Annotated in this window: 17 protein-coding genes; 11 read left to right on the top strand and 6 right to left on the bottom strand. The window is 72.3% G+C overall.

Annotated features, from left to right (window positions below):
• Window positions 1-2: 2 nt before the first annotated feature.
• Window positions 3-995, bottom strand: coding sequence for a UDP-glucose 4-epimerase GalE (gene galE, locus HBB12_RS08835; RefSeq protein ID WP_236989002.1), 993 nt, complete (start codon window positions 993-995; stop codon window positions 3-5).
• 179 nt (window positions 996-1,174) lie between these two features.
• On the opposite strand from galE, the gene galU reads away from it, so the two are divergent.
• The gene (galU, locus tag HBB12_RS08830; RefSeq protein WP_236989001.1) at window positions 1,175-2,041 is read left to right on the top strand and encodes a UTP--glucose-1-phosphate uridylyltransferase GalU; all 867 of its coding nucleotides are present in this window, start codon (window positions 1,175-1,177) and stop codon (window positions 2,039-2,041) included.
• Between the two features lie 60 nt (window positions 2,042-2,101).
• Here the strand turns inward: galU and HBB12_RS08825 are convergent, their stop codons facing one another.
• From HBB12_RS08825 to HBB12_RS08815, 3 genes are all read right to left on the bottom strand, one after another.
• Complete coding sequence (locus HBB12_RS08825) at window positions 2,102-2,395, bottom strand: hypothetical protein (RefSeq protein ID WP_236992707.1); 294 nt, start codon at window positions 2,393-2,395, stop codon at window positions 2,102-2,104.
• An 87-nt stretch (window positions 2,396-2,482) separates the two neighbouring features.
• The gene (locus HBB12_RS08820) at window positions 2,483-3,697 is read right to left on the bottom strand and encodes a type II secretion system F family protein (protein WP_236989000.1); all 1,215 of its coding nucleotides are present in this window, start codon (window positions 3,695-3,697) and stop codon (window positions 2,483-2,485) included.
• Window positions 3,698-5,428, bottom strand: coding sequence for a GspE/PulE family protein (locus tag HBB12_RS08815; protein ID WP_236988999.1), 1,731 nt, complete (start codon window positions 5,426-5,428; stop codon window positions 3,698-3,700).
• 155 nt (window positions 5,429-5,583) lie between these two features.
• On the opposite strand from HBB12_RS08815, the gene HBB12_RS08810 reads away from it, so the two are divergent.
• From HBB12_RS08810 to HBB12_RS08800, 3 genes are read left to right on the top strand one after another with little or no spacing between them, the layout of a single operon-like run.
• A complete protein-coding gene (locus tag HBB12_RS08810; protein WP_236988998.1) occupies window positions 5,584-6,669 on the top strand; it encodes a hypothetical protein in 1,086 nt (361 codons plus the stop codon).
• A complete protein-coding gene (locus tag HBB12_RS08805; protein WP_236988997.1) occupies window positions 6,666-7,193 on the top strand; it encodes a GspMb/PilO family protein in 528 nt (175 codons plus the stop codon). Before HBB12_RS08810 ends, HBB12_RS08805 begins: the two co-directional genes overlap by 4 nt.
• A 28-nt stretch (window positions 7,194-7,221) precedes the next feature.
• On the top strand, window positions 7,222-7,743 hold the full coding sequence (locus tag HBB12_RS08800) for a hypothetical protein (RefSeq protein ID WP_236988996.1): 522 nt from the start codon (window positions 7,222-7,224) through the stop codon (window positions 7,741-7,743).
• Window positions 7,744-7,911: 168 nt separating this feature from the next.
• Here HBB12_RS08800 and gspD read toward each other — a convergent pair whose 3' ends face one another.
• A complete protein-coding gene (gene gspD, locus HBB12_RS08795) occupies window positions 7,912-10,362 on the bottom strand; it encodes a type II secretion system secretin GspD (RefSeq protein WP_236988995.1) in 2,451 nt (816 codons plus the stop codon).
• A 481-nt stretch (window positions 10,363-10,843) separates the two neighbouring features.
• Window positions 10,844-11,272, bottom strand: coding sequence for a type II secretion system major pseudopilin GspG (gene gspG / locus HBB12_RS08790; protein ID WP_236988994.1), 429 nt, complete (start codon window positions 11,270-11,272; stop codon window positions 10,844-10,846).
• 376 nt (window positions 11,273-11,648) lie between these two features.
• On the opposite strand from gspG, the gene HBB12_RS08785 reads away from it, so the two are divergent.
• The 7 genes from HBB12_RS08785 (at window position 11,649) to HBB12_RS08755 (ending at window position 16,223) form a co-directional block, all read left to right on the top strand.
• Window positions 11,649-12,701, top strand: coding sequence for a hypothetical protein (locus tag HBB12_RS08785; protein ID WP_236988993.1), 1,053 nt, complete (start codon window positions 11,649-11,651; stop codon window positions 12,699-12,701).
• On the top strand, window positions 12,701-13,195 hold the full coding sequence (locus HBB12_RS08780) for a prepilin peptidase (protein ID WP_236988992.1): 495 nt from the start codon (window positions 12,701-12,703) through the stop codon (window positions 13,193-13,195). Before HBB12_RS08785 ends, HBB12_RS08780 begins: the two co-directional genes overlap by 1 nt.
• Window positions 13,195-13,656, top strand: a complete 462-nt coding sequence (locus HBB12_RS08775) for a pilus assembly FimT family protein (RefSeq protein ID WP_236988991.1) — start codon at window positions 13,195-13,197, stop codon at window positions 13,654-13,656. Before HBB12_RS08780 ends, HBB12_RS08775 begins: the two co-directional genes overlap by 1 nt.
• Complete coding sequence (locus tag HBB12_RS08770) at window positions 13,653-14,066, top strand: type II secretion system protein (protein WP_236988990.1); 414 nt, start codon at window positions 13,653-13,655, stop codon at window positions 14,064-14,066. Before HBB12_RS08775 ends, HBB12_RS08770 begins: the two co-directional genes overlap by 4 nt.
• Window positions 14,063-14,683, top strand: a complete 621-nt coding sequence (locus HBB12_RS08765) for a prepilin-type N-terminal cleavage/methylation domain-containing protein (protein ID WP_236988989.1) — start codon at window positions 14,063-14,065, stop codon at window positions 14,681-14,683. Before HBB12_RS08770 ends, HBB12_RS08765 begins: the two co-directional genes overlap by 4 nt.
• Entirely contained in the window at window positions 14,680-15,579 is a 900-nt protein-coding gene (locus HBB12_RS08760; protein WP_236988988.1) for a type II secretion system minor pseudopilin, read from the top strand. The genes HBB12_RS08765 and HBB12_RS08760 overlap by 4 nt, the downstream gene beginning before the upstream one ends.
• 155 nt (window positions 15,580-15,734) lie before the next feature.
• On the top strand, window positions 15,735-16,223 hold the full coding sequence (locus HBB12_RS08755) for a hypothetical protein (protein ID WP_236988987.1): 489 nt from the start codon (window positions 15,735-15,737) through the stop codon (window positions 16,221-16,223).
• Window positions 16,224-17,470: the final 1,247 nt, after the last annotated feature.

Raw genomic sequence — 17,470 nt, 5'->3', positions numbered from 1 at the left:
GATCAGACCCGGTTGCGCCGGCCCAGAGCCTCTTCCCAGGCCAGCGCCTGGGTGACGATCTCGCGCAGGTCGTCGTGCTGCGGCACCCAGCCGAGTTCGGCCCGGATCCGGTCGGCTCCGGCGACGATCCGCGACGGGTCGCCGGCCCGGCGCGGCGACAGCTTGACCGGGAAATCGACGCCGGAGACCGACTTCACCACGTCGATCACCTCCAGCACCGAATAGCCGCGGCCGTAGCCGCAATTGAGCGTCAGGCTTGTCCCCCCTCCGCGCAGGTGGTTGAGCGCGACGAGGTGGGCTTGCGCCAGGTCGGAGACCTGGATGTAGTCGCGCAGGCACGAGCCGTCCGGGGTCGGATAGTCGGTGCCGAACACTTCCAGCTGGCCGCGCTTGCCGAGGGCGGCTTGCGTGGCGACCTTGATGAGATGGGTGGCGTTGGGGGTCGACTGGCCCGAACGCCCGCGCGGATCGGCGCCCGCCACGTTGAAGTAGCGCAACACCACGGTGCTGATGCCGTGGGCGCGGGCGGCGTCCTCCAGCATCCACTCGGTCATCAGCTTCGAGCGGCCATAGGGGTTGATCGGGTTCGGCGTCAGGTCCTCGGGCACCGGCACGACCGACGGCTCGCCGTAGACCGCGGCGGTCGAGGAGAAGATCACGTGGCGCACGCCCGCGCCGATCGCCGCCTCGATCAGCGCGCGCGACTTGACCGTGTTGGCGAGGTAGTAACCGAGGGGATCGGAGACCGAATCCGGCACCACGATCTTGGCGGCGAAGTGCGCGAGCGCGTCGATCTTGTGCCGGCGGATGGTCTCGGCCACCAAGGTCTGGTCGGCGACGTCGCCGCGCACCAGCGTGACTTCCGGCGGCAGCGCCCAATCGAAGCCGGTGGAGAGATCGTCGAGGACCACGACTTCCTCGTGTCCGGCGTCGATCAGGGCGAGCACCATGTGGCTGCCGATATAGCCCGCGCCACCCGTGACAAGTACCGCCATTCCGTCCGCTCCCCGGCGTGAGACGGGTTGATCCATATCCCGCAATGCTTCAGCGTCAATTAAGCTGTCCGGTGGCAAGGGTGCCCGGGGGAGGATGTCCGCCGGGCGTGAGATGCCCGGGGATGGCCGTCCCCGCCGGGCGGTCCGGCAGCTCCTCGGTGTTCACTGGATCACGCACGATGAAACGCATTCGCAAAGCCGTCCTCCCGGTCGCCGGTCTCGGCACCCGTTTCCTGCCGGCGACCAAGGCGGTGCCCAAGGAGATGCTGACGGTCGTCGATCGTCCGGTGGTCCAGCACGTGGTCGACGAGGCCCGGGAGGCGGGAATCGAGCATTTCATCTTCGTCACCGGCCGCGGCAAGGCGGTGATCGAGGACCATTTCGATATGTCCTACGAGCTCGACCGCACGCTGCAGGAGCGCGGCAAGACGGAGGCCTACGAGGCTCTGAAGAAGGACCTGCCCGCCGCCGGCCAGACCAGCTTCACCCGCCAGCAGGAACCGCTCGGCCTCGGCCACGCGGTGTGGTGCGCCCGCGAGATCGTCGGCGACGAGCCCTTCGCGGTGATCCTGCCCGACATGCTCAGCCGCGGCAGCATGGTGCAGATGCTCAAGGCCTACGAGCAGCACGGCGGCAACATCATCGCCGTCGAGGAGGTCGCCCCCGACCAGACCCACCAGTACGGCATCGTCAGCGTCGGCCAGGAATACGGCGACACCTTCGAGATCACCGGCATGGTGGAGAAGCCGGCGAAGGGCACCGCGCCGTCGAACTACATCATCTCGGGCCGCTACATCCTCCAGCCGGAGATCTTCTCGATCCTCGAGCGCGGCGAGCGCGGGGCGGGCGGCGAGATCCAGCTCACCGACGGCATGAAGCGCCTGTCGGAGACGCAGAAGTTCTACGGCATGCACTATCGCGGCAAGACCTACGACACCGGCTCGAAGCTCGGCTTCCTGGTCGCCAACCTCGCCTACGGCCTGGAGCGGCCGGAGCTGCGCGACGCGCTCAAGCAGGAGATCGAGGCGCTGCTGGCGAAGGGCTGACGCGGATCCGGCCTCCCCCCGCACCTGAGCCGGGGGCGAGGCCGCTCTCCTCTGTTCGCCCTATTCGTCGTCGAACCAGTTGCGGCCCGGCTCGATGCAGCGATAGCCGACGAGGCATTCCGGCGTGTCGCGGGTCGGCACGAAGGCGTTCTTCGTAATCTGCGTCGGCTCGCAGAAGCTGCGGTCGCGCACGAAGCGGTCATAGGTGTAGCCGCCGGTGCCGAGCACCGCCGCCCCTTGCGCGGCGAGAAAGCCCCGCGCTTGGCCGCAGGTCATCGCGAGCGTCGAGGGACGTCCTTGCGCGAGCGCGACGGTGGGGACCGTCGCGAGGGCAAGGGCGGCGAACGGAATCAGGACTTGTCGACGATCGGCGGACACGCACGGCGCTCCCGGGGACAGGAGCGCGGCCAACGCCCGGGGGCCCGGCTTCGATCCACCGCCCTACTGCGTCAATTGCCCCACGCTCAGGATCGCCCCCATCACCGAGATGATCAGCCCGCCGATCAGCCCGCCGATCGCCACGGTCACCAGGGGGGTGAGCAGGGCGAGCAGCCGGTCGATGCGCTGGCGGGTCTCGGTCTCGTGCATCTCGGCGGCGTGGATCAGCACGCTGCCGAGGCGGTTCACCTGCTCGCCGCTCGCGATGAGATTCAGGGTCGAGGCGGCATAGGGCTTGAGCGAGGACAGACCGGAAGCGAGGCTGCCGCCTTCCGCCAGCCGCCGTCCGGCCTCGTCGAGGGCATGGCGGAAGACCCGGTTGCCGGCGAGCGGCCGCGTCGCCGCCACCGCATCGGGGATCGGCACCTCGGCAGTCAGCAGGGTGCCGAGCACCCGGCAGAACCGGCCGCACTCGATGCCGACCACGATCTCGCGCACCAGCGGCAGGCGGAGCGCCAGTTGCGCGCGGGACGCCGCGAAGCCGGGCATCCGCCACGCCCGGGCAAGCCCCAGGATCAGGAGCGCGAGGCCGCCGAGGAGGAACGGCCAGGTCGTCGAGAGCGTCTCGCCGAGCCAGGCGGCGGCGCGGATCGCGAAGGGCGGCGCCTGGCCGCTGCCCTCGAAGAGCGGGGCCAAGGCCGGCACCAGCACGCCGACGATCATCGCCACGGTGCCGATCGCCATCGCGACGAGGAGCGCCGGGTAGATCATCGCCGAGATCAGGTGGCGCTTGACCGCGTCGCGGCGCTCGATCGACGCGGTGAGCGAGCCGACCACGTCGACGAGGGTACCGGTGGCCTCGCCGGCACGCACGATGTCGACCATGTCGCGCGGGAAGGCCTGCGGATGGGCCGCCATCGCCCGCGACAGGGAGGCGCCGGCCACGACCCGTTCCAGGAGGTCGGAGAGGACGGGCTTCAACGCCGGCCCGGCCTGGCGCTCGACGAGGCGCAAGGCCTTGTCGACCGTGAGCCCGGCGCCGACCAGGGTGCCGAACTCGCGCAGGAACGCGACGCGGGCGGCGTCGTTGACGCGGTCGCGCCCGAAGAGGTCGCGGCGCCAGAACGGCGCCGGGCCGGCCGCCGCCTGGGCGATCTCGTAGACCTGGAGCCCGTCGGCGCGGAGCAGGGCCACAGCGCGCTGGCGGGTTTCGGCCTCGATCCGGCCGGCACGGGAGCGCCCGTCCGCGGCATAGGCCTTGTAGGCAAAGCGCGGCATCTACAGCGTTCCTTCCAGCACCCGCCCGACCTCGTCGAGGGTGGTGTCGCCGTCGAGCACCCGCGCCCGGGCGCTGTCGGCGAGCGTCGTCATGCCGGCTTTGCGGGCCCGGTCGGTCAGGGTCTGCTCGTCGGCGCGAGTGGCGATGAGCCCGCGCAACTCGCCGTCGAGGGTCATGATCTCCGAGGCGACCATGCGGCCGCGATAGCCGGTGCCGTTGCAGGCCGGGCAGCCGCGGGCGCGCTTGAGGCTCAAGGGGGCGTCGGCCGGGACGCCGAGGCGCAGGCGCTCCTGCGGGCTCGCCGGAATGGCCTCGGCGCAGGCCCCGCAGAGCCGGCGCACCAGGCGTTGCGCCACCACGCCGTTGAGGGTCGCGGCGATGAGGTAGGGCTCGATGCCCATGTCCATCAGCCGGGTCACCGTGGCGGGGGCGGAGTTGGTGTGGAGCGTCGAGATGACGAGGTGGCCGGTCAGCGCCGCCTGCACGGCGATGCGGGCGGTCTCGCCGTCGCGAATCTCGCCGACCATCACCACGTCCGGGTCCTGGCGCAGGATCGAGCGGAGCGCCGCCGCGAAGTCGAGGCCGATGCCCGGATGGGCCTGGACCTGGTTCACTCCCGCCATCCGGTACTCGACCGGGTCCTCGACGGTGACGACCTTGAGGTGGGGGCCGTTGATCCGGCGGAGCGCCGCGTAGAGCGTCGTGGTCTTGCCCGAGCCGGTCGGGCCGGTGACGAGGACGAGACCGTTCGGCCGGCTCGTCATCGCGGCGATCTCCTGGATCGCCGCCGCGTCGAAGCCGAGCGCGGAGAAATCCTCGACCCGGCGCGAGCCGTCGAGGACGCGCAGGACCACGCTCTCGCCGTGCGCCGTCGGCAGGGTCGAGACGCGGATGTCGACCTCCTGGCCGCGATCGGGGGCCTGCATGCGCCCGTCCTGGGGCAGGCGCCGCTCGGCGATGTTGAGGCCGGCCTGGATCTTGATGCGGGTGGTGAGCGCGAGCTGGACCGATTTCGGCAGCCGCTCGGATTCGACCAGCACGCCGTCCACGCGGTAGCGCACCCGCATGTCGGCTTCCTCCGCCTCCAGGTGGATGTCGGAGGCGGACAGTTCGAAGGCCTTGCGCACCAGCCGGGCGGCGAGCCGGACGATCGGCGCCTGGCTCGCCACGTCGGCGAGCCGCGCGAGGTCGTCGTCGCTCCCCGCCTCGCCCTCCTCGGCGACGTCGCCGTAGACGGCGCGGTGGGCCCGCTCGAAGCTGCCCGGGCCGACGAGGCGGAAGGCCACCCGCCGGTCGACGAGGTGCTCCAGCGCCTGCCCGGTCTCGGGCTCGAACGGATCGACGAGGGCGACGACGAGGCGGTCGGGCTCGGCGGCGAGCGGCAGCACCCGGGCGCGGGCGCAGTAATCGGGCGAGAGCAGGTCGGCCAGAACCGGCTCGCCCGGCAGATCCTCCTGGCGCAGGATCGGCAGGCCGGTCGCCTCCGAGAGGGCGGTGACGAGCGTCGCCTCGTGGACGAGGCCGAGTTCGGTGAGCAGCAGGGGCAAGGGGCGTCGCCCGGGCCCGTCGAGGGCGGCGAGCGCCCGCTCGTGGCCGGCTTCGTCCAGCACCTCGCTCTCGGCGAGCCGGTCGACGAAGGCGCGCAGGTCCGCGGTGCGGCTGCGGGCCGCGTCGCGCCGGTCGGCCCGCGCCCGCCGCGGCCGGGTCTTGCCCGCCCAGATGCTCAGCATCGTCCTGCCCCAGAGAAGACACGAGAGAAGTGGATCCGGCGCCGCCCCGCCGGGGCCATTCTCGCGCGGCGTCCTTAAGCGGACGGAAATATCGCTGCGTTAGACCGGTCCGCGACGCCCCCCGACGACTGCGCGGGCGCCGGAGCCGACCCGTCTTGCGTGCGCCATCCGCCTCGTCTCCAGGCCTGCTCTCGTCCAAGGGCCTCCTCTCGTCGCTCGAAGCCTCGTGGCGCCAGGGCGTCGATGCCGCCTCCCATCTCCTCGGCCTGACCGAGGCCCGCACCGACCGCGAGCCGGCCGTGCTGACGCTCCGGCTCGGGGCGCCGCACGAGGCCGGCCTGACGGTCGTCGACCGGCGCGACGGGCCCGACCGGACCTACCGCCTCGACCTCCAGGCCGACGACCTGCCTGAGCAGATCGCCGCCATCCGGGGCGGCCGGCCGGAGGGTCGGGCGAAGGTCGTCGTCGATCCCGCCGCCTGCTTCATCCGCACCCTCGACCTGCCGAGCGCCGCCCTGCCGCGGATGCGCGCGGTGCTGGCGCAGGAACTGGAGGCCGCGACCCCGTTCCGCGCCGATCAGGTCTTCAGCGACTGGTACATCGAGGGCGAAGACCTGGAAACCCGCACCCTGCGGGTGCGCCACGTGGTGCTCAAGCGCGCCCGCCTCGGCCCCGTGCTGGCGGCTTTGGCGGGGGCGGGTCTGACGGCGAGCGTCGTGGCGGTCGGCCCGGCGGAGGACCGGACGATGCCGGTCGACCTCCTGTCGAGCGGGCACCACGCCCTGCCGGGCCTCTTGCGCAGCAGCGGCAACCTCGCTCTCGTGGCGGCGACCGGCCTCTTTCTCCTCGGCGCCTTCCTGGGCCTGCGCCAGCACCAGGCGGCGACGCTCGCCGCCCTCGACGACGCCTTCGCGACCGCCCGCCGGGCGGCGTCCTCCGGCCTTCCGCCCGCGGTCCAGGCCGGCGCCGCCGCGATCCTGGCCGAGCGCGGCCTTCCGCTCGCGCGGATCTGGGATGCGGTCGCGGCCGCCCTGCCGGACACGGCCTCGGCGCAGTCCTTGCGCCTCACCCGCGAGGGGATGGAGCTGACCCTGCTGGCGCCCGACGGGCCGGCGGTCCTCGCGGCTTTGGCGCGCCTGCCGGGTTTCGGCGCGCCGGAGCTGCGCCAATCCTCCCCCGTCGAGGGCGGCCAGCACCTCGTCGTCGCGCTGCCGCGCCGCGTCGCGGGAGCCCGGCCGTGAGGGCGGTCCTGCCCGCCGCCGGGCGGCCGCTGCTCCTCGGCCTCGCCGGTCTCGGGCTGGCCGCCGCCCTCGGGACGGGGCCGGTGCTCGACGCGCTGGCGGCGCAGGACGACATCGCCATGGCCCGCGACCGGCTGGCCCGGGCGCAGGCCGCCGCTCTCGCGCCCCCGGCGCCGGCGCCCTTGAGCGCTGCGGACGAGGCCGGCCTCGTCGCCGCCTTCCAGTCCCGCCTCACCGCGCTGGCGGCGGAGCGGAGCGTCGCATTCGACGGGGCCGGGATCCAGCCGGACCTGAGCCGACCGACGCTGCCGCGCCTCTCGGCCTCCTTACGCGGCACCGCGGAGGGCCTGCACGGCCTGCTCGACGCCCTCGAGACCGGAATCCCGCTGGTCGTGCTGGAAGAGGCCGAGATCAGCGTCGAGCGCCCGGCCGATCCCGAGATCGGGCGGGCGACCGTGCTGCGCCTGACCCTCACGGCCCGCGGCGTGCTGCCGCCCGCCCCGGCCGCCAAAGCAATCCCGTGAGCAAGACCACGCCGTGACGGAGCGCGCCGTGAGACGGACCGTCCCCCATCTGCGGGCGACCCTGGCGGCGACCGGGCGCGGACCCCGCATCGCCTGCGGGCTCGCCGCCATCGTGATGCTCGGGGCGTTTGCCTGGCCGATCGATGGCGGGCCCGCGCCCCTGCCGCGCCGCGCGGTGGCCGCGATGCCGCCGACGGACGAGACCGCGTTGCAGCGCCCGCTCTTCGATCCCGGTCGGCGTCCCTGGACCGCCCGGGGCCCGCGCGACATCCTCTTCGGCGATCCGCCGCGGCCGGTCCTGACGGTGCGCGGCATCCTGCTCGACGGCGCGGTCGCCCGGGTGCTGATCGACGACGGCAGCGGCAGCCAGGCCTGGCTCGCCCGCGGCGAGGGACGGGGCGACTGGCGGGTCATCGCGGTCGGGCGCGACGAGGTCACCCTGGTCCAAGGCGAGCGCCGCTATGTCGCGACCTTCCTGGGCACCCCGACGACCCTGCGGCCCGTGGGCGCGAAGCCGGTGACGGAGGCGGGGCCATCCTTGCGGCGGTGAGGGCTGGGGGGCACACGCCTGATTTTCGAAGAGGATCGTCCTCGAACAACCCTGCGCAGCGGGGAGCGTCGACCACGAAATAGTCTGTTCGAGACTTAACGCTCGGGGCCGTCGCAGGTCAAAGGAGAGCGTCTCTCTCGATCCCGGACCCTACCGAGACCATCCCCCTCAATCCAGCATCCGCCGCAAGATTCCCTCCGGGCCCTGATGCGCCGCCGGCAGGGGCGGGGGCGGCAGGACCGGGCGCACCGGCATCATCGTGCGGAACTGCTGGCGGAAATCCTCGGCGATGCGGTCGGCCTCGGCGGTGCCGCGGATCACCCGGGGGCGGATGAAGACCAGGAGCTCGGTCCGGACCCGCTGGTCGACCCGATTGCGGAAGGCCGGGCCGATCACCGGCAGGTCGCTCAGGACCGGCAGGTTCTCGTTGGTGATCTGCGCCTTCTCCTGCACCATGCCGCCGATGGCGAGGCTGTGCCCGTCCCGCACCGCGACGCTGGTGGCGACCCGGCGCTGGCGGATCGTCGGCGAGTCGATCGTCGAGGTCGTGGTCGGGACCACGTCGCTGACCTCCTGGTTGATGTCGAGCACGACGAGGCCGTTCTTGTTCACCCGCGGCGTGACCGACAGGATCACGCCGGTATCCTTCATCTCGATCTGGTTGAGGATCGGCGCCCCGGCGACGAGGGCGCTCTGGCCGGTCTGCTTGATGATCGGCACCTGGTCGCCGACCTGGAGCTTGGCGGTGCGGTTGTCGAGCACCGTGATGTTGGGCGACGAGATCACGTTGACCCGGGTCACGCCCTGGAGCGCGTTGAGCACCACGTTGAAGTCGGTCCCGGCGAGCAGGTAGTTGAAGCCCGGCACCCCGCGCATCGCCGCGGTGATCAGGCCCGCGGTGCCGTTCGTCACCGCCGCCTTGTCGGTGTCGGTGCTCGCGAGGTTGAAGCGGTCGCCGCGGTTCTTGAGGAACCACTGCACGCCGAAGGCCAGGCTGTCGTTGAGTGTCACCTCGGCGATGACCGTCTCGAGCAGGACCTGGGTCGGCATCGCGTCGAGGCGGCCGAGGATGCGCAGGATCTTGTCGTACTGGTTGCGCGTCGCCGAGATCACCAGGCTGTTGTTGGCGTCGTCCGCCACGATGCCGATGGCGTCGCGCCGCATCCCGGCGCCGCCGCCCGCGAAGGTCGTGTCGAAGCCCCCGCCGTAGCCGCCACCATAGCCGCCCCCGCCATAGGCGCCGCCACTGGAGCCACCGCCGAACAGGCCCCCTCCGCCGGCACCGAGCCCGCCGGACATGCCGCCGAGGCCCGCCCCGCCGGCCCCGGCCTCGCCGGCGGATCCGCCCGAGGCCCAGCCCGAGGTCGAGGGCGAACCGCCTCCCGGCCCCCCGCCGCTGCCCGGGACCCCGGCGCCCATGCCGCCGGATCCCATGCCGCCGGATCCCATGCCGCCGGATCCCATGCCGCCGGATCCCATGCCGCCGGATCCCATGCCGCCGGCGCCCAAACTCCCAGCGCCCAAACCTCCGGAACCGCCCATTCCGCCGAGGCCGCCGCCCATGGCGGCGTAGCCGCCGGACGCTCCCCCGTAGCTGCCACTCATGCCGCCGCTCATGCCGCCGCCATATCCGCCCATGCCGGACATGCCGTAGGCGCCGCCCATCTCCGACATCACCACGCCCTGGAGCACGGCGGCGAGTTCCTTGGCGGAGCGGTTCTGGATCCGGTAGACGAAGAGCTGGCGCTCGCGGTCGGCGGCCAGGGTCTCGAGCTGTTCGAGCAGCGCCCGGGCGCGGTCGAGATAGGCGGCGCGGGAACTGACCACCAGGATCGCGTTCAGCGCCTCGTTGGGGATGAAGCGGATCACGTCGCCGGTGCCGGCGGTCTCGCCGCCGAAGATCTGGGTCAGGTCGCGGGCGAGCGCCACCGGGTTGGCGCTGCGCAACGGCACCATCGCGGTCGACATGCCGCGCATCCAGTCGACGTCGAACACCGCGATGGTCTGGCGCAGCACCCGGATCTGGTTGGCGTCGCCGGAGAGGATCAGCAGGTTGCGCGCCCGGTCGGCCCGCAGCACCACCTCGCGCGGCGCCACCGAGCTTAAGATCGCCTGCATCTCGGCGGCCGAGATCCAGCGCAGGGGCACCGCGACCGCCCCCGATTCGGCCCCGACGCCCTGGACCGGCCGGACCTCGGTGGTCGCGCCGCCCGCGGGCACGATCTGGACGCTGCGGCCGTGGCGGCGCAGGGACAGGCCGCGGCTCGCGAGCGCGGTCTCGACCATCCGCAGCAGGGCCTCGCGGCTCACCGGCCCGCCGGTCTGGAGCGTGATGGTGCCGGAGGCGCGCTCGTCCAGGCTGTAGCCCCAGCCGAGCGTGTCGGCGAAGACCGCCTTGGCGGCCACCGGCAGCGGCACCTCGACGAGGTTGAGGCTGACCGGTCCGCCCGCGATCGGCTCCCGGGCCGGGGCCTCGCCGCCGATCAGGCGGTCGTCGCCGCGCATCACCAGGGCGCCGGTGTCCCGCGGATCGGACGGCCCGAGGGGCTCGGCGGCGCTCGCGGTCAGCGGCCAGCCGCAGGCGAGCGCCAGGGCGAGGACAGGCGCACCCTTGATCATCACCCCGCCGTCCCCATCACCCGCTCGTCGATGGAGCGAACGTTAGGAGAGCTATGGTTAATGGGGGGTTGAGGACGGGGCGGAGACCGGGTTACGGCCATGTCCGCGGACCGGATATGCAGCCTGCACGTGCAGCAGGCCGGAGCGATTCCACGCCCGGCCGGCCGATCGGCATGACGTCGGCAATGAACGCCGGACCGAACCGGCCGGATCGACCGCGGAAACGACCGGTCTAGACCGCACCGGCGGCGCGACCGACTGCCGACGCCGCGCGATCGATTGCCGGACGGTCATGGAATGTCACCCGGATACATAACCGGAGACATGGCACGCGCTTCGGACGACGGGGGCGGGCCCGCATCGTCCGGACGCCGTATCATACGCTTTCCGATTGATCGCTTCGCGATGCGGAAAGCGGCTTCGCTCAGGCGCCGCGCGGGCTGATGATACGGGATCCGGAATTGATCTTCCGGATCCCGTATCAGTTGCTCGCCACGTCGGCCTGGTCGCCGGTCCCGCCGGCCTTGCCGTCGGCCCCCAGGCTGTAGACCTCGAACGGGGTGCCGGCCATTCCGGGCGAGCGGTAGAGATAGGCGTGGCCCCAGGGATCGGTCAGGCCGCGGGCGTCGCGCACGTAGGGGCCGCGCCAGCCCGCGCCGGTCGGCTGCACCAGGGCCTGCAGGCCCTGCTGCGACGTCGGATAGGCGCCGAGGTCGAGATAGTAGAGCTCGACCGCCTGGGCGATGTTCTTGACCTGGATGCGTGCCGTCTCGCCCTTGGCGCGGCCGAGATACCCGAGCACCTGCGGCGTCACCATGGTGGCGATCATGCCGATGATCGCCAGGACGACCAGGAGCTCGACCAGGGAGAAGCCGGCCTGCCCCCCGCTCCGGTCTTCGGAGGGAGTCATACGATTTCCGGCTGATCGCTTCGCGATGCGGAAATCGGCTTCGCTCCGGCGTGTGAAGCGAAGCTTCACCGCCGCGGGCACGTGATACGAAATCCGGAAGTGATCTTCCGGATTTCGTATCACTCGCGTCTCGCCGCGATCCGGCATGGTTGTGATGAGCATCGTGCGGCCTCGGGGCAGACGGACAATCGCCCAGCAAGGTGCCGTCTCTTCGTAAAGAAGCCCTCACTGCCGGTCCTGACGGAGCGGCGGACCGCCGCGGGAGTCGGACTTTGTTATCCAATTCCGGCCAGGATCGGCCCGCGTGAGGCGAGGCCTTGGGGCATGCCGTTCGGGGCGAGAGCCTTTCGGTCCACGGGAAGGGCAGGGGAGACGCATGAACCGCTCAGCCGACCACGCGGCCCGCGCCGGTGGCCGCCGCCGGCGCGGCCAGGGACTCGCGGGGGCGGCGATCGCGGGGTCGGGGATTGCCGGGCTCTCGCTCGCGGGCCTCCTCGTCCTCGGCGGCAACGCGCTCGCCGCAGAGCCGCTGAGCGTCCCGCTGCCGGCACCGTTCCCGCCGATCCGCGTGCTGACGCTGCTCGTCGCCGTTCACCTCATCGGGCTGTCCTTCGGCCTCGGCGGCGCGACGATGCTGGATTTCTGGATCCTGCGCTGGATGCGCTGGGGCAGCCTGCCGGGCGAGATCGCCCGCATCTTCCTGTTCGTCAGCAAGGTCGTCACGGTCGGCCTCGGCCTGCTCTGGCTCTCGGGGCTCGGCTTCCTCGCCGTCTACGCGGTGGAATCGCCGGAGAAGTTCGGCAACCCGAAGCTCCTGGCGAAGATCGCCGTCGTGGCGGTGCTGACCGTCAACGGCCTGCTGATCCACGCCATGGTGCTGCCGGGGGTGCTGCGCGACATCCGCCGGCCGATGCTCGACGGCGTGTCGGGCGTGCGCACCGGCATCTTCCTGGTCTCCGGCGCGATCTCCGGCGTGTCCTGGTACACCGCCTTCGCCCTCGGGCTGATGCGCGAGCTGAACGGCGTCGTGCCCGCCGGCCTGCTCCTCGCCCTGTGGCTCTGCGCCGTCATGGCGGCCTCGCTGGCGGCCTATTTCTACTGGCTGCACCTGCGCGAATGGACGGTGCGCCAGGCGATGCGGGCCGCTTCGGCGCCGGCCTCCGTGCCGGCCCGGGAACCTGCGGCGGTGCCGCCGCCCGCGCCGGCGGAACGGCTGACCGAACCCGCGATCCGCTCGACCGAGCCCGCGGCACTCTCGGTCGAGCCCGTCGCCGAAGCGGCGGCGGCGTCCGCCATGCCGCCGCCCGTGACGCCCCCGCCCGAGGCCGTGGAGCCGGCGCGCCCGGCCGCCCCGGCGCGGATCCCCGCGGACCGGATCCTCGCCCTCACCCCGGCGGCGCCCCGGGCGCGCCCGCCCCGGCGCGCCTGATGTCCGACGTGCTCCTTGCCGGCGCGGTGCTGCCCGCCCTGCTGCCGCTGCCGCTGACCCTGCCGGCGAGCCTGATCGACCTGCGGCGCCGCATCATCCCGGACGCGCTCACCCTCGCGCTCCTGGTCCTCGGCCTCGCTGTGGCCGGCTGGCGGGACGGGATGACGGGGATCGGGCTCGGCCTCACCGAGGCCTGCCTCGCCTACGGGCTGTTCGGGGGATTGCGCGCCCTGCACGCCCGGGCGAGCGGCCGGATCGGACTCGGCCTCGGCGACGTGAAGTTCATCGCGGCGGCCGCCGCCTGGACCGGGTTGTCCGGCCTGCCGGTGCTGATCCTGGCGGCCAGCCTGTCGGCGCTGGCCGCGGTCGGGCTCATGGCGCTCGCCGGGCGGACGGTCTCGCGCGGGACCGCCCTGCCGTTCGGCCCGTTCCTGGCGCTCGGCCTCCATGCCGCGCTCCTGCACGCCGCCCTCCCGATCGGGCCGGCCGGCTGATGCGCGGCGGCGACGGCAGGGGCGGGGGAGAGGCGGGGTTCACCCTCGTCGAGATGCTGGTGACGATGGCGATCCTGGGCCTCGCCGCCGGGGTCGCGTTCCAGTCCCTCGGCCCCGGCGCCCTCGATCGGCGCACCCTGCTCGTCTCCGAGACCGTCGCCGCCGAGATCGGCCGCCTGCGGGCCGAGGCGATCCGGACGGGCCGGGCCGGGCGTCTCGCCTTCGAGCCGCAGGCCCGGCTCTTCCTCAGCTCCCGCCCGGGCGCGGTCCCGATCCCGGTCGGCGGCCTGTCGGTCGCGGTCGAGCCCGGCCCGGTCGGCCGGCCGGTGCCGGGCGAGTTGCACCTCCTGCCCGACGGCAGCTCGACCGGCGGACGGATCCTGCTCGCCGCAGGGAGCGCGCGCCGGATCCTCTCGGTCAGCGCGCTCACCGGCCGGGTGCGCCGGGAGGACGGGCCATGAAGGAGGCCATCGCGGCGCGGCTCCGACGGATCGTCCGGCGCGCCGGCACGCGGGACGAGGAGGGCTTCACCACCGTCGAGGTGCTGGTGGCGTTCGGGATCGCCGCCGCCGCCACGATCATGGCGTTCCAGATCGCCGGCACCGCGGCCGCGGCCGTCCGGCGGATCGAGGCACGCCGCGTCGCGGCCGACGAGGCGGAGGGCGTCGTCCTGCGCCGCCTCGCCGAGGGCCCGCTGCGGCCGGGCCTGGCGCGGGGCGTCTTCTCGGACGGCACGCCCTGGACGCTCGCCGTCACCGACCTGCGCCCGGCCCTCGGCCTCGGCCGGGTGCCGCCGCTCTGGCAGGTGCGGGTGACGGGGGCCTCGACGGTGCCGCTCTACGCGACGCTGATCCCGGAGAGGCAGGAATGAGCCGGGAGCCGCCCGACGCCGAAGCGCGGCAGGCCGGGTTCACCCTGGTCGAGACCCTGGTCTGCCTGGCGCTCGCCGGGCTGATCGGCGTGCTCCTGCTCAACGCCGTGCGGATCGCCGGCGGGGCCGCGGCCGCGGCGGCCCGGGCGGCGGGGACCGAGGAGGTGCAGTCGGTCCGCGACCACCTGCGGCGCACCCTCGGCAGCCTGGCGCAGAGCCGCCCCGACGGCAAGAGGCCGACCCTGCGCGGGGGCCCGGACGGGCTCGTCGCGGTGCTCGCCCCCGACCAGACGCTGGAGCGCCCGACCGAAATCGCCGTGACCCTGGCACGCGTGCCCGGCGGGCCAGGGGCCTTCGACCTCCTGGAGAGCCGCAGCGAGGCCGAGGCGCTGCCGGGGCAACCCCTGATGCCGCGCAGCGAGGCGATCCTCGGGCGGATCGCCGGCCTCGCGCTTCGCTATTACGGCGCGCCCAGCCGCGGCGCCCGGCCGCTCTGGCTGCCGGCCTGGTCGCGGCCGGACCGGCCGCCGCTGCTGGTCGAGATCCAGGTCGCCTTTCCTCCCGCAGACAGCCGCCGATGGCCCCCCCTCGTGATCGCCCTGGATTCCGGCCCGTGAGCGCCCCGGGCGAGCCCCCCTCCGACGAGGGCGAGGCCGGCTTCGTGCTCCTGTCGGTGCTGGCGATCTTCATCGTGGTCGGTGCGGTGCTGGCGGCGGCGATCCTCCAGGTGCGCTCCGCCACCGGCCTCGCCCAGGCCCGGGCCGAGGCGGTGCGGCTCCAGGGCGAGGCGGACGGAATCGCCCGCCTGATCGCCTACCGGCTCGATCTGGGCCGGACCTATCGCCAGTCCAGCGCCGGCCTGCCGGAGGACGGCACGGTGACCGCCTGCCCGCTGGCGCCGGGGCGCAGAGCGCTCCTGTCGCTCCAGGACCAGGGCACGCTCATCGACCTCAACGGCAGCCCGCGCCCGGCGATGGAGGAGGCCTTCCGGCTCCTCGGGGTGTCGGACCGGGAGGCACTGGCGCTCGGCGCCGAGATCGTCGATTACCGCGACCCGGACGACGCGCCGGAGCCCAATGGCGGGGCGGAACTGCCGCAATACCGCGCCCGGGGCCTGCCCTGGGGGCCGCGCAACGCCCCCTTCGCCAGCATCGACGAGATCGACCGCCTGCCCTCGATGACGCCCGCCATCGCCGCCCGCCTGCGACCGGTGCTGACGGTCTACAACGAGGGCGGCCGATTCGACCTCGCCGCCCTGGTGCGGCGGGCCAACCCCTCGGCGATCCGCTCGCTGCCGGGCTCCGCCGGCCCGGTCCCGTCGCCCCGGCAGGTCTTCCGCCTCTCGGTCGTCGTCGAGGCGGGCCGCGCCCGGGCCGGGCGCTCGGCGATCCTCAACCTCGGCGGCGGCAGCGGCTTCCTCGTCTGGCAGCAGACCGTCGCGGCGGACCTCGTCGCCGGCACCGGTCACCCCGCCTGCGCGCTGGTGGCGGCGGCCCTGGGATCGGCTCCCTGACGGCCTCGCGCAGTTCCCGCCCCTGTCCGAGAGGAAGCCGCACGAATCGCCCGACCGTCACCCACGGTCGGCCAGGATCGGATTGGCCGGGACGCGAGTTGAGCTTGAGACGGGTTGCGAAAGACCACCTCGGAGACGACAAGGAGCAGGGTGCGATGACGGAGACCGTGGCGGTTCCCCGATGCCCGGACGTGGTGCTGTCGGATTTCGGGAGCTTCTTCGAGGAGCACCGCCGGCGCCGCGAGGCCTACGTGGCGCCGGCCGCCCAGGACGAGGCGCCGCTCTCCTCCGAGGACGCACGACGCGTCGCTCTCCTGCGCGACATCGCCGCCGAGGTGCTGCAGGCCGCAGCCAGCCAGCTCGCGCCCTATGGCGTGCTCATCGAGCGCGGGCCGTCCTTGCGCGGCCGTCCCGATTTCGAGCAGGCCTACACCCAGTTCATGCTGATCAACCGGAATACCGGCCAGGCCTCGGACGTCTACGTGATGAGCATCACGGATGCGGGCTACTTCCTGGCGAGTGCCTGCGACCCCCGCCTCGACCACGACCATCTCGACCGGCAGGTGACCCACTGTGCCGCGAGCGCCCTGAACTGCGACGTCGTCGCCCGGGTGATGAAGGACGCCATCCTGCACGTTGCCTGATCCTCGGCCTGATCCTCGGCCTGATCCTCGGCGCGCCTCCCGCGGCGGCGGGCGGGACCGCGCTGGCTCGGGCGCGCCCGAAACCTCCCCTTAGGTTTTTGTTCCAGCGCGGCAGTGCAAAAAAGGCGGCTACAAATCCCTCTTGACCATCCCCGCGCGGAGGGGCAGCATAGTTCCCGTCGAGACCAACTCGAGGAGGTAGCCATGAATTCTCAAGGTTGCAGCCCTCACGCGACACATACCGATGCCGGTGATCAGGAAACTCCGCCGGACTACTATCGACAGGGATAGTGGCTTCAGGGCGGGCTAGAATACGGTACGGGGCCGAGACGGCCATCACCATCGTACCGTGCGAAACACCCCGCGAACCCTGAAACGTGGACCCTGCCTCTTCAAGGCTCGTCGGTGCGCCGGCGGGCCTTCGTCGTTTCGAGCCCGGCGGCAGGCACCGACCACCTCATGTCGCAGAGAAAGGCCGAATCGGTCTCGGGCGTGGGCAACTTTAATCTTTCGTTAGGTTCCGTCTCGACCTAAAAAATCGAAAGCAGCCGGCTACGAATACCCCTTGACCACTCCCGCCGGGAGGCGCAGCATAGTCTTCATCGAGACGAACTCGAGGAGGTGGCCATGAATTCTCAAGGTTGCAGCCCTCATGCGACTCACACCGATGCCGGCGATCAGGAAACGCCACCCAATGTCGATCGACAGGGATAGTGGCTTCAGGGCGGGCTGAACTACGGTACGGGGCCGAGACGGCCGTCATCATCGTACCGTGCGGCAAAACCCGCGAACCCTGAAACGTGGACCCTGCCTCTTTAAGGCTCGTCGGTGCGCCGGCGGGCCTTCGCTGTTATAGGCCTTGTGCAAGCCCTTACCTGCCTCATGCCGCAGCGAAAGGCCGAATCGGCTTCAGGCGTCAGAAGTATTAATCTTTCGTTAGGTTCCATCTCAACCTTAAAAATCGAGAGCAGTCGGCTACGAATTCCGCTTGACCACTCTCGCCGGGAGGCGCAGCATAGTCTTCATCGAGACGAACTCGAGGAGGTGGCCATGAATTCTCAAGGTTGCAGCCCTCATGCGACTCACACCGATGCCGGTGACCAGGAAACGCCACCGAATGTCGATCGACAGGGATAGTGGCTTCAGGGCGGGCTGACATGCGGTACGGGGCCGAGACGGCCATCATCAACGTACCGTGCACGACCACCCGCAAACCCTGGAACGTGGACCCTGCCTCCTCAAGGCTC

Source organism: Methylobacterium sp. SyP6R, assembly GCF_019216885.1.
In the GTDB taxonomy this organism is placed as follows: domain Bacteria; phylum Pseudomonadota; class Alphaproteobacteria; order Rhizobiales; family Beijerinckiaceae; genus Methylobacterium.
This window is presented reverse-complemented; position numbering and strand designations above follow the sequence as displayed.

Bases quoted from the DNA above. Each gene is read 5' to 3' on its own strand.
- HBB12_RS08765 (WP_236988989.1), top strand. From the start codon at position 14,063: ATGAGCCGGGAGCCGCCCGACGCCGAAGCGCGGCAGGCCGGGTTCACC.
- HBB12_RS08785 (WP_236988993.1), top strand. From the start codon at position 11,649: ATGAACCGCTCAGCCGACCACGCGGCCCGCGCCGGTGGCCGCCGCCGG.
- galU (WP_236989001.1), top strand. From the start codon at position 1,175: ATGAAACGCATTCGCAAAGCCGTCCTCCCGGTCGCCGGTCTCGGCACC.
- HBB12_RS08820 (WP_236989000.1), bottom strand. From the start codon at position 3,697: ATGCCGCGCTTTGCCTACAAGGCCTATGCCGCGGACGGGCGCTCCCGT.
- HBB12_RS08780 (WP_236988992.1), top strand. From the start codon at position 12,701: ATGTCCGACGTGCTCCTTGCCGGCGCGGTGCTGCCCGCCCTGCTGCCG.
- HBB12_RS08770 (WP_236988990.1), top strand. From the start codon at position 13,653: ATGAAGGAGGCCATCGCGGCGCGGCTCCGACGGATCGTCCGGCGCGCC.
- HBB12_RS08815 (WP_236988999.1), bottom strand. From the start codon at position 5,428: ATGCTGAGCATCTGGGCGGGCAAGACCCGGCCGCGGCGGGCGCGGGCC.
- galE (WP_236989002.1), bottom strand. From the start codon at position 995: ATGGCGGTACTTGTCACGGGTGGCGCGGGCTATATCGGCAGCCACATG.
- HBB12_RS08755 (WP_236988987.1), top strand. From the start codon at position 15,735: ATGACGGAGACCGTGGCGGTTCCCCGATGCCCGGACGTGGTGCTGTCG.
- HBB12_RS08775 (WP_236988991.1), top strand. From the start codon at position 13,195: ATGCGCGGCGGCGACGGCAGGGGCGGGGGAGAGGCGGGGTTCACCCTC.
- gspD (WP_236988995.1), bottom strand. From the start codon at position 10,362: ATGATCAAGGGTGCGCCTGTCCTCGCCCTGGCGCTCGCCTGCGGCTGG.
- gspG (WP_236988994.1), bottom strand. From the start codon at position 11,272: ATGACTCCCTCCGAAGACCGGAGCGGGGGGCAGGCCGGCTTCTCCCTG.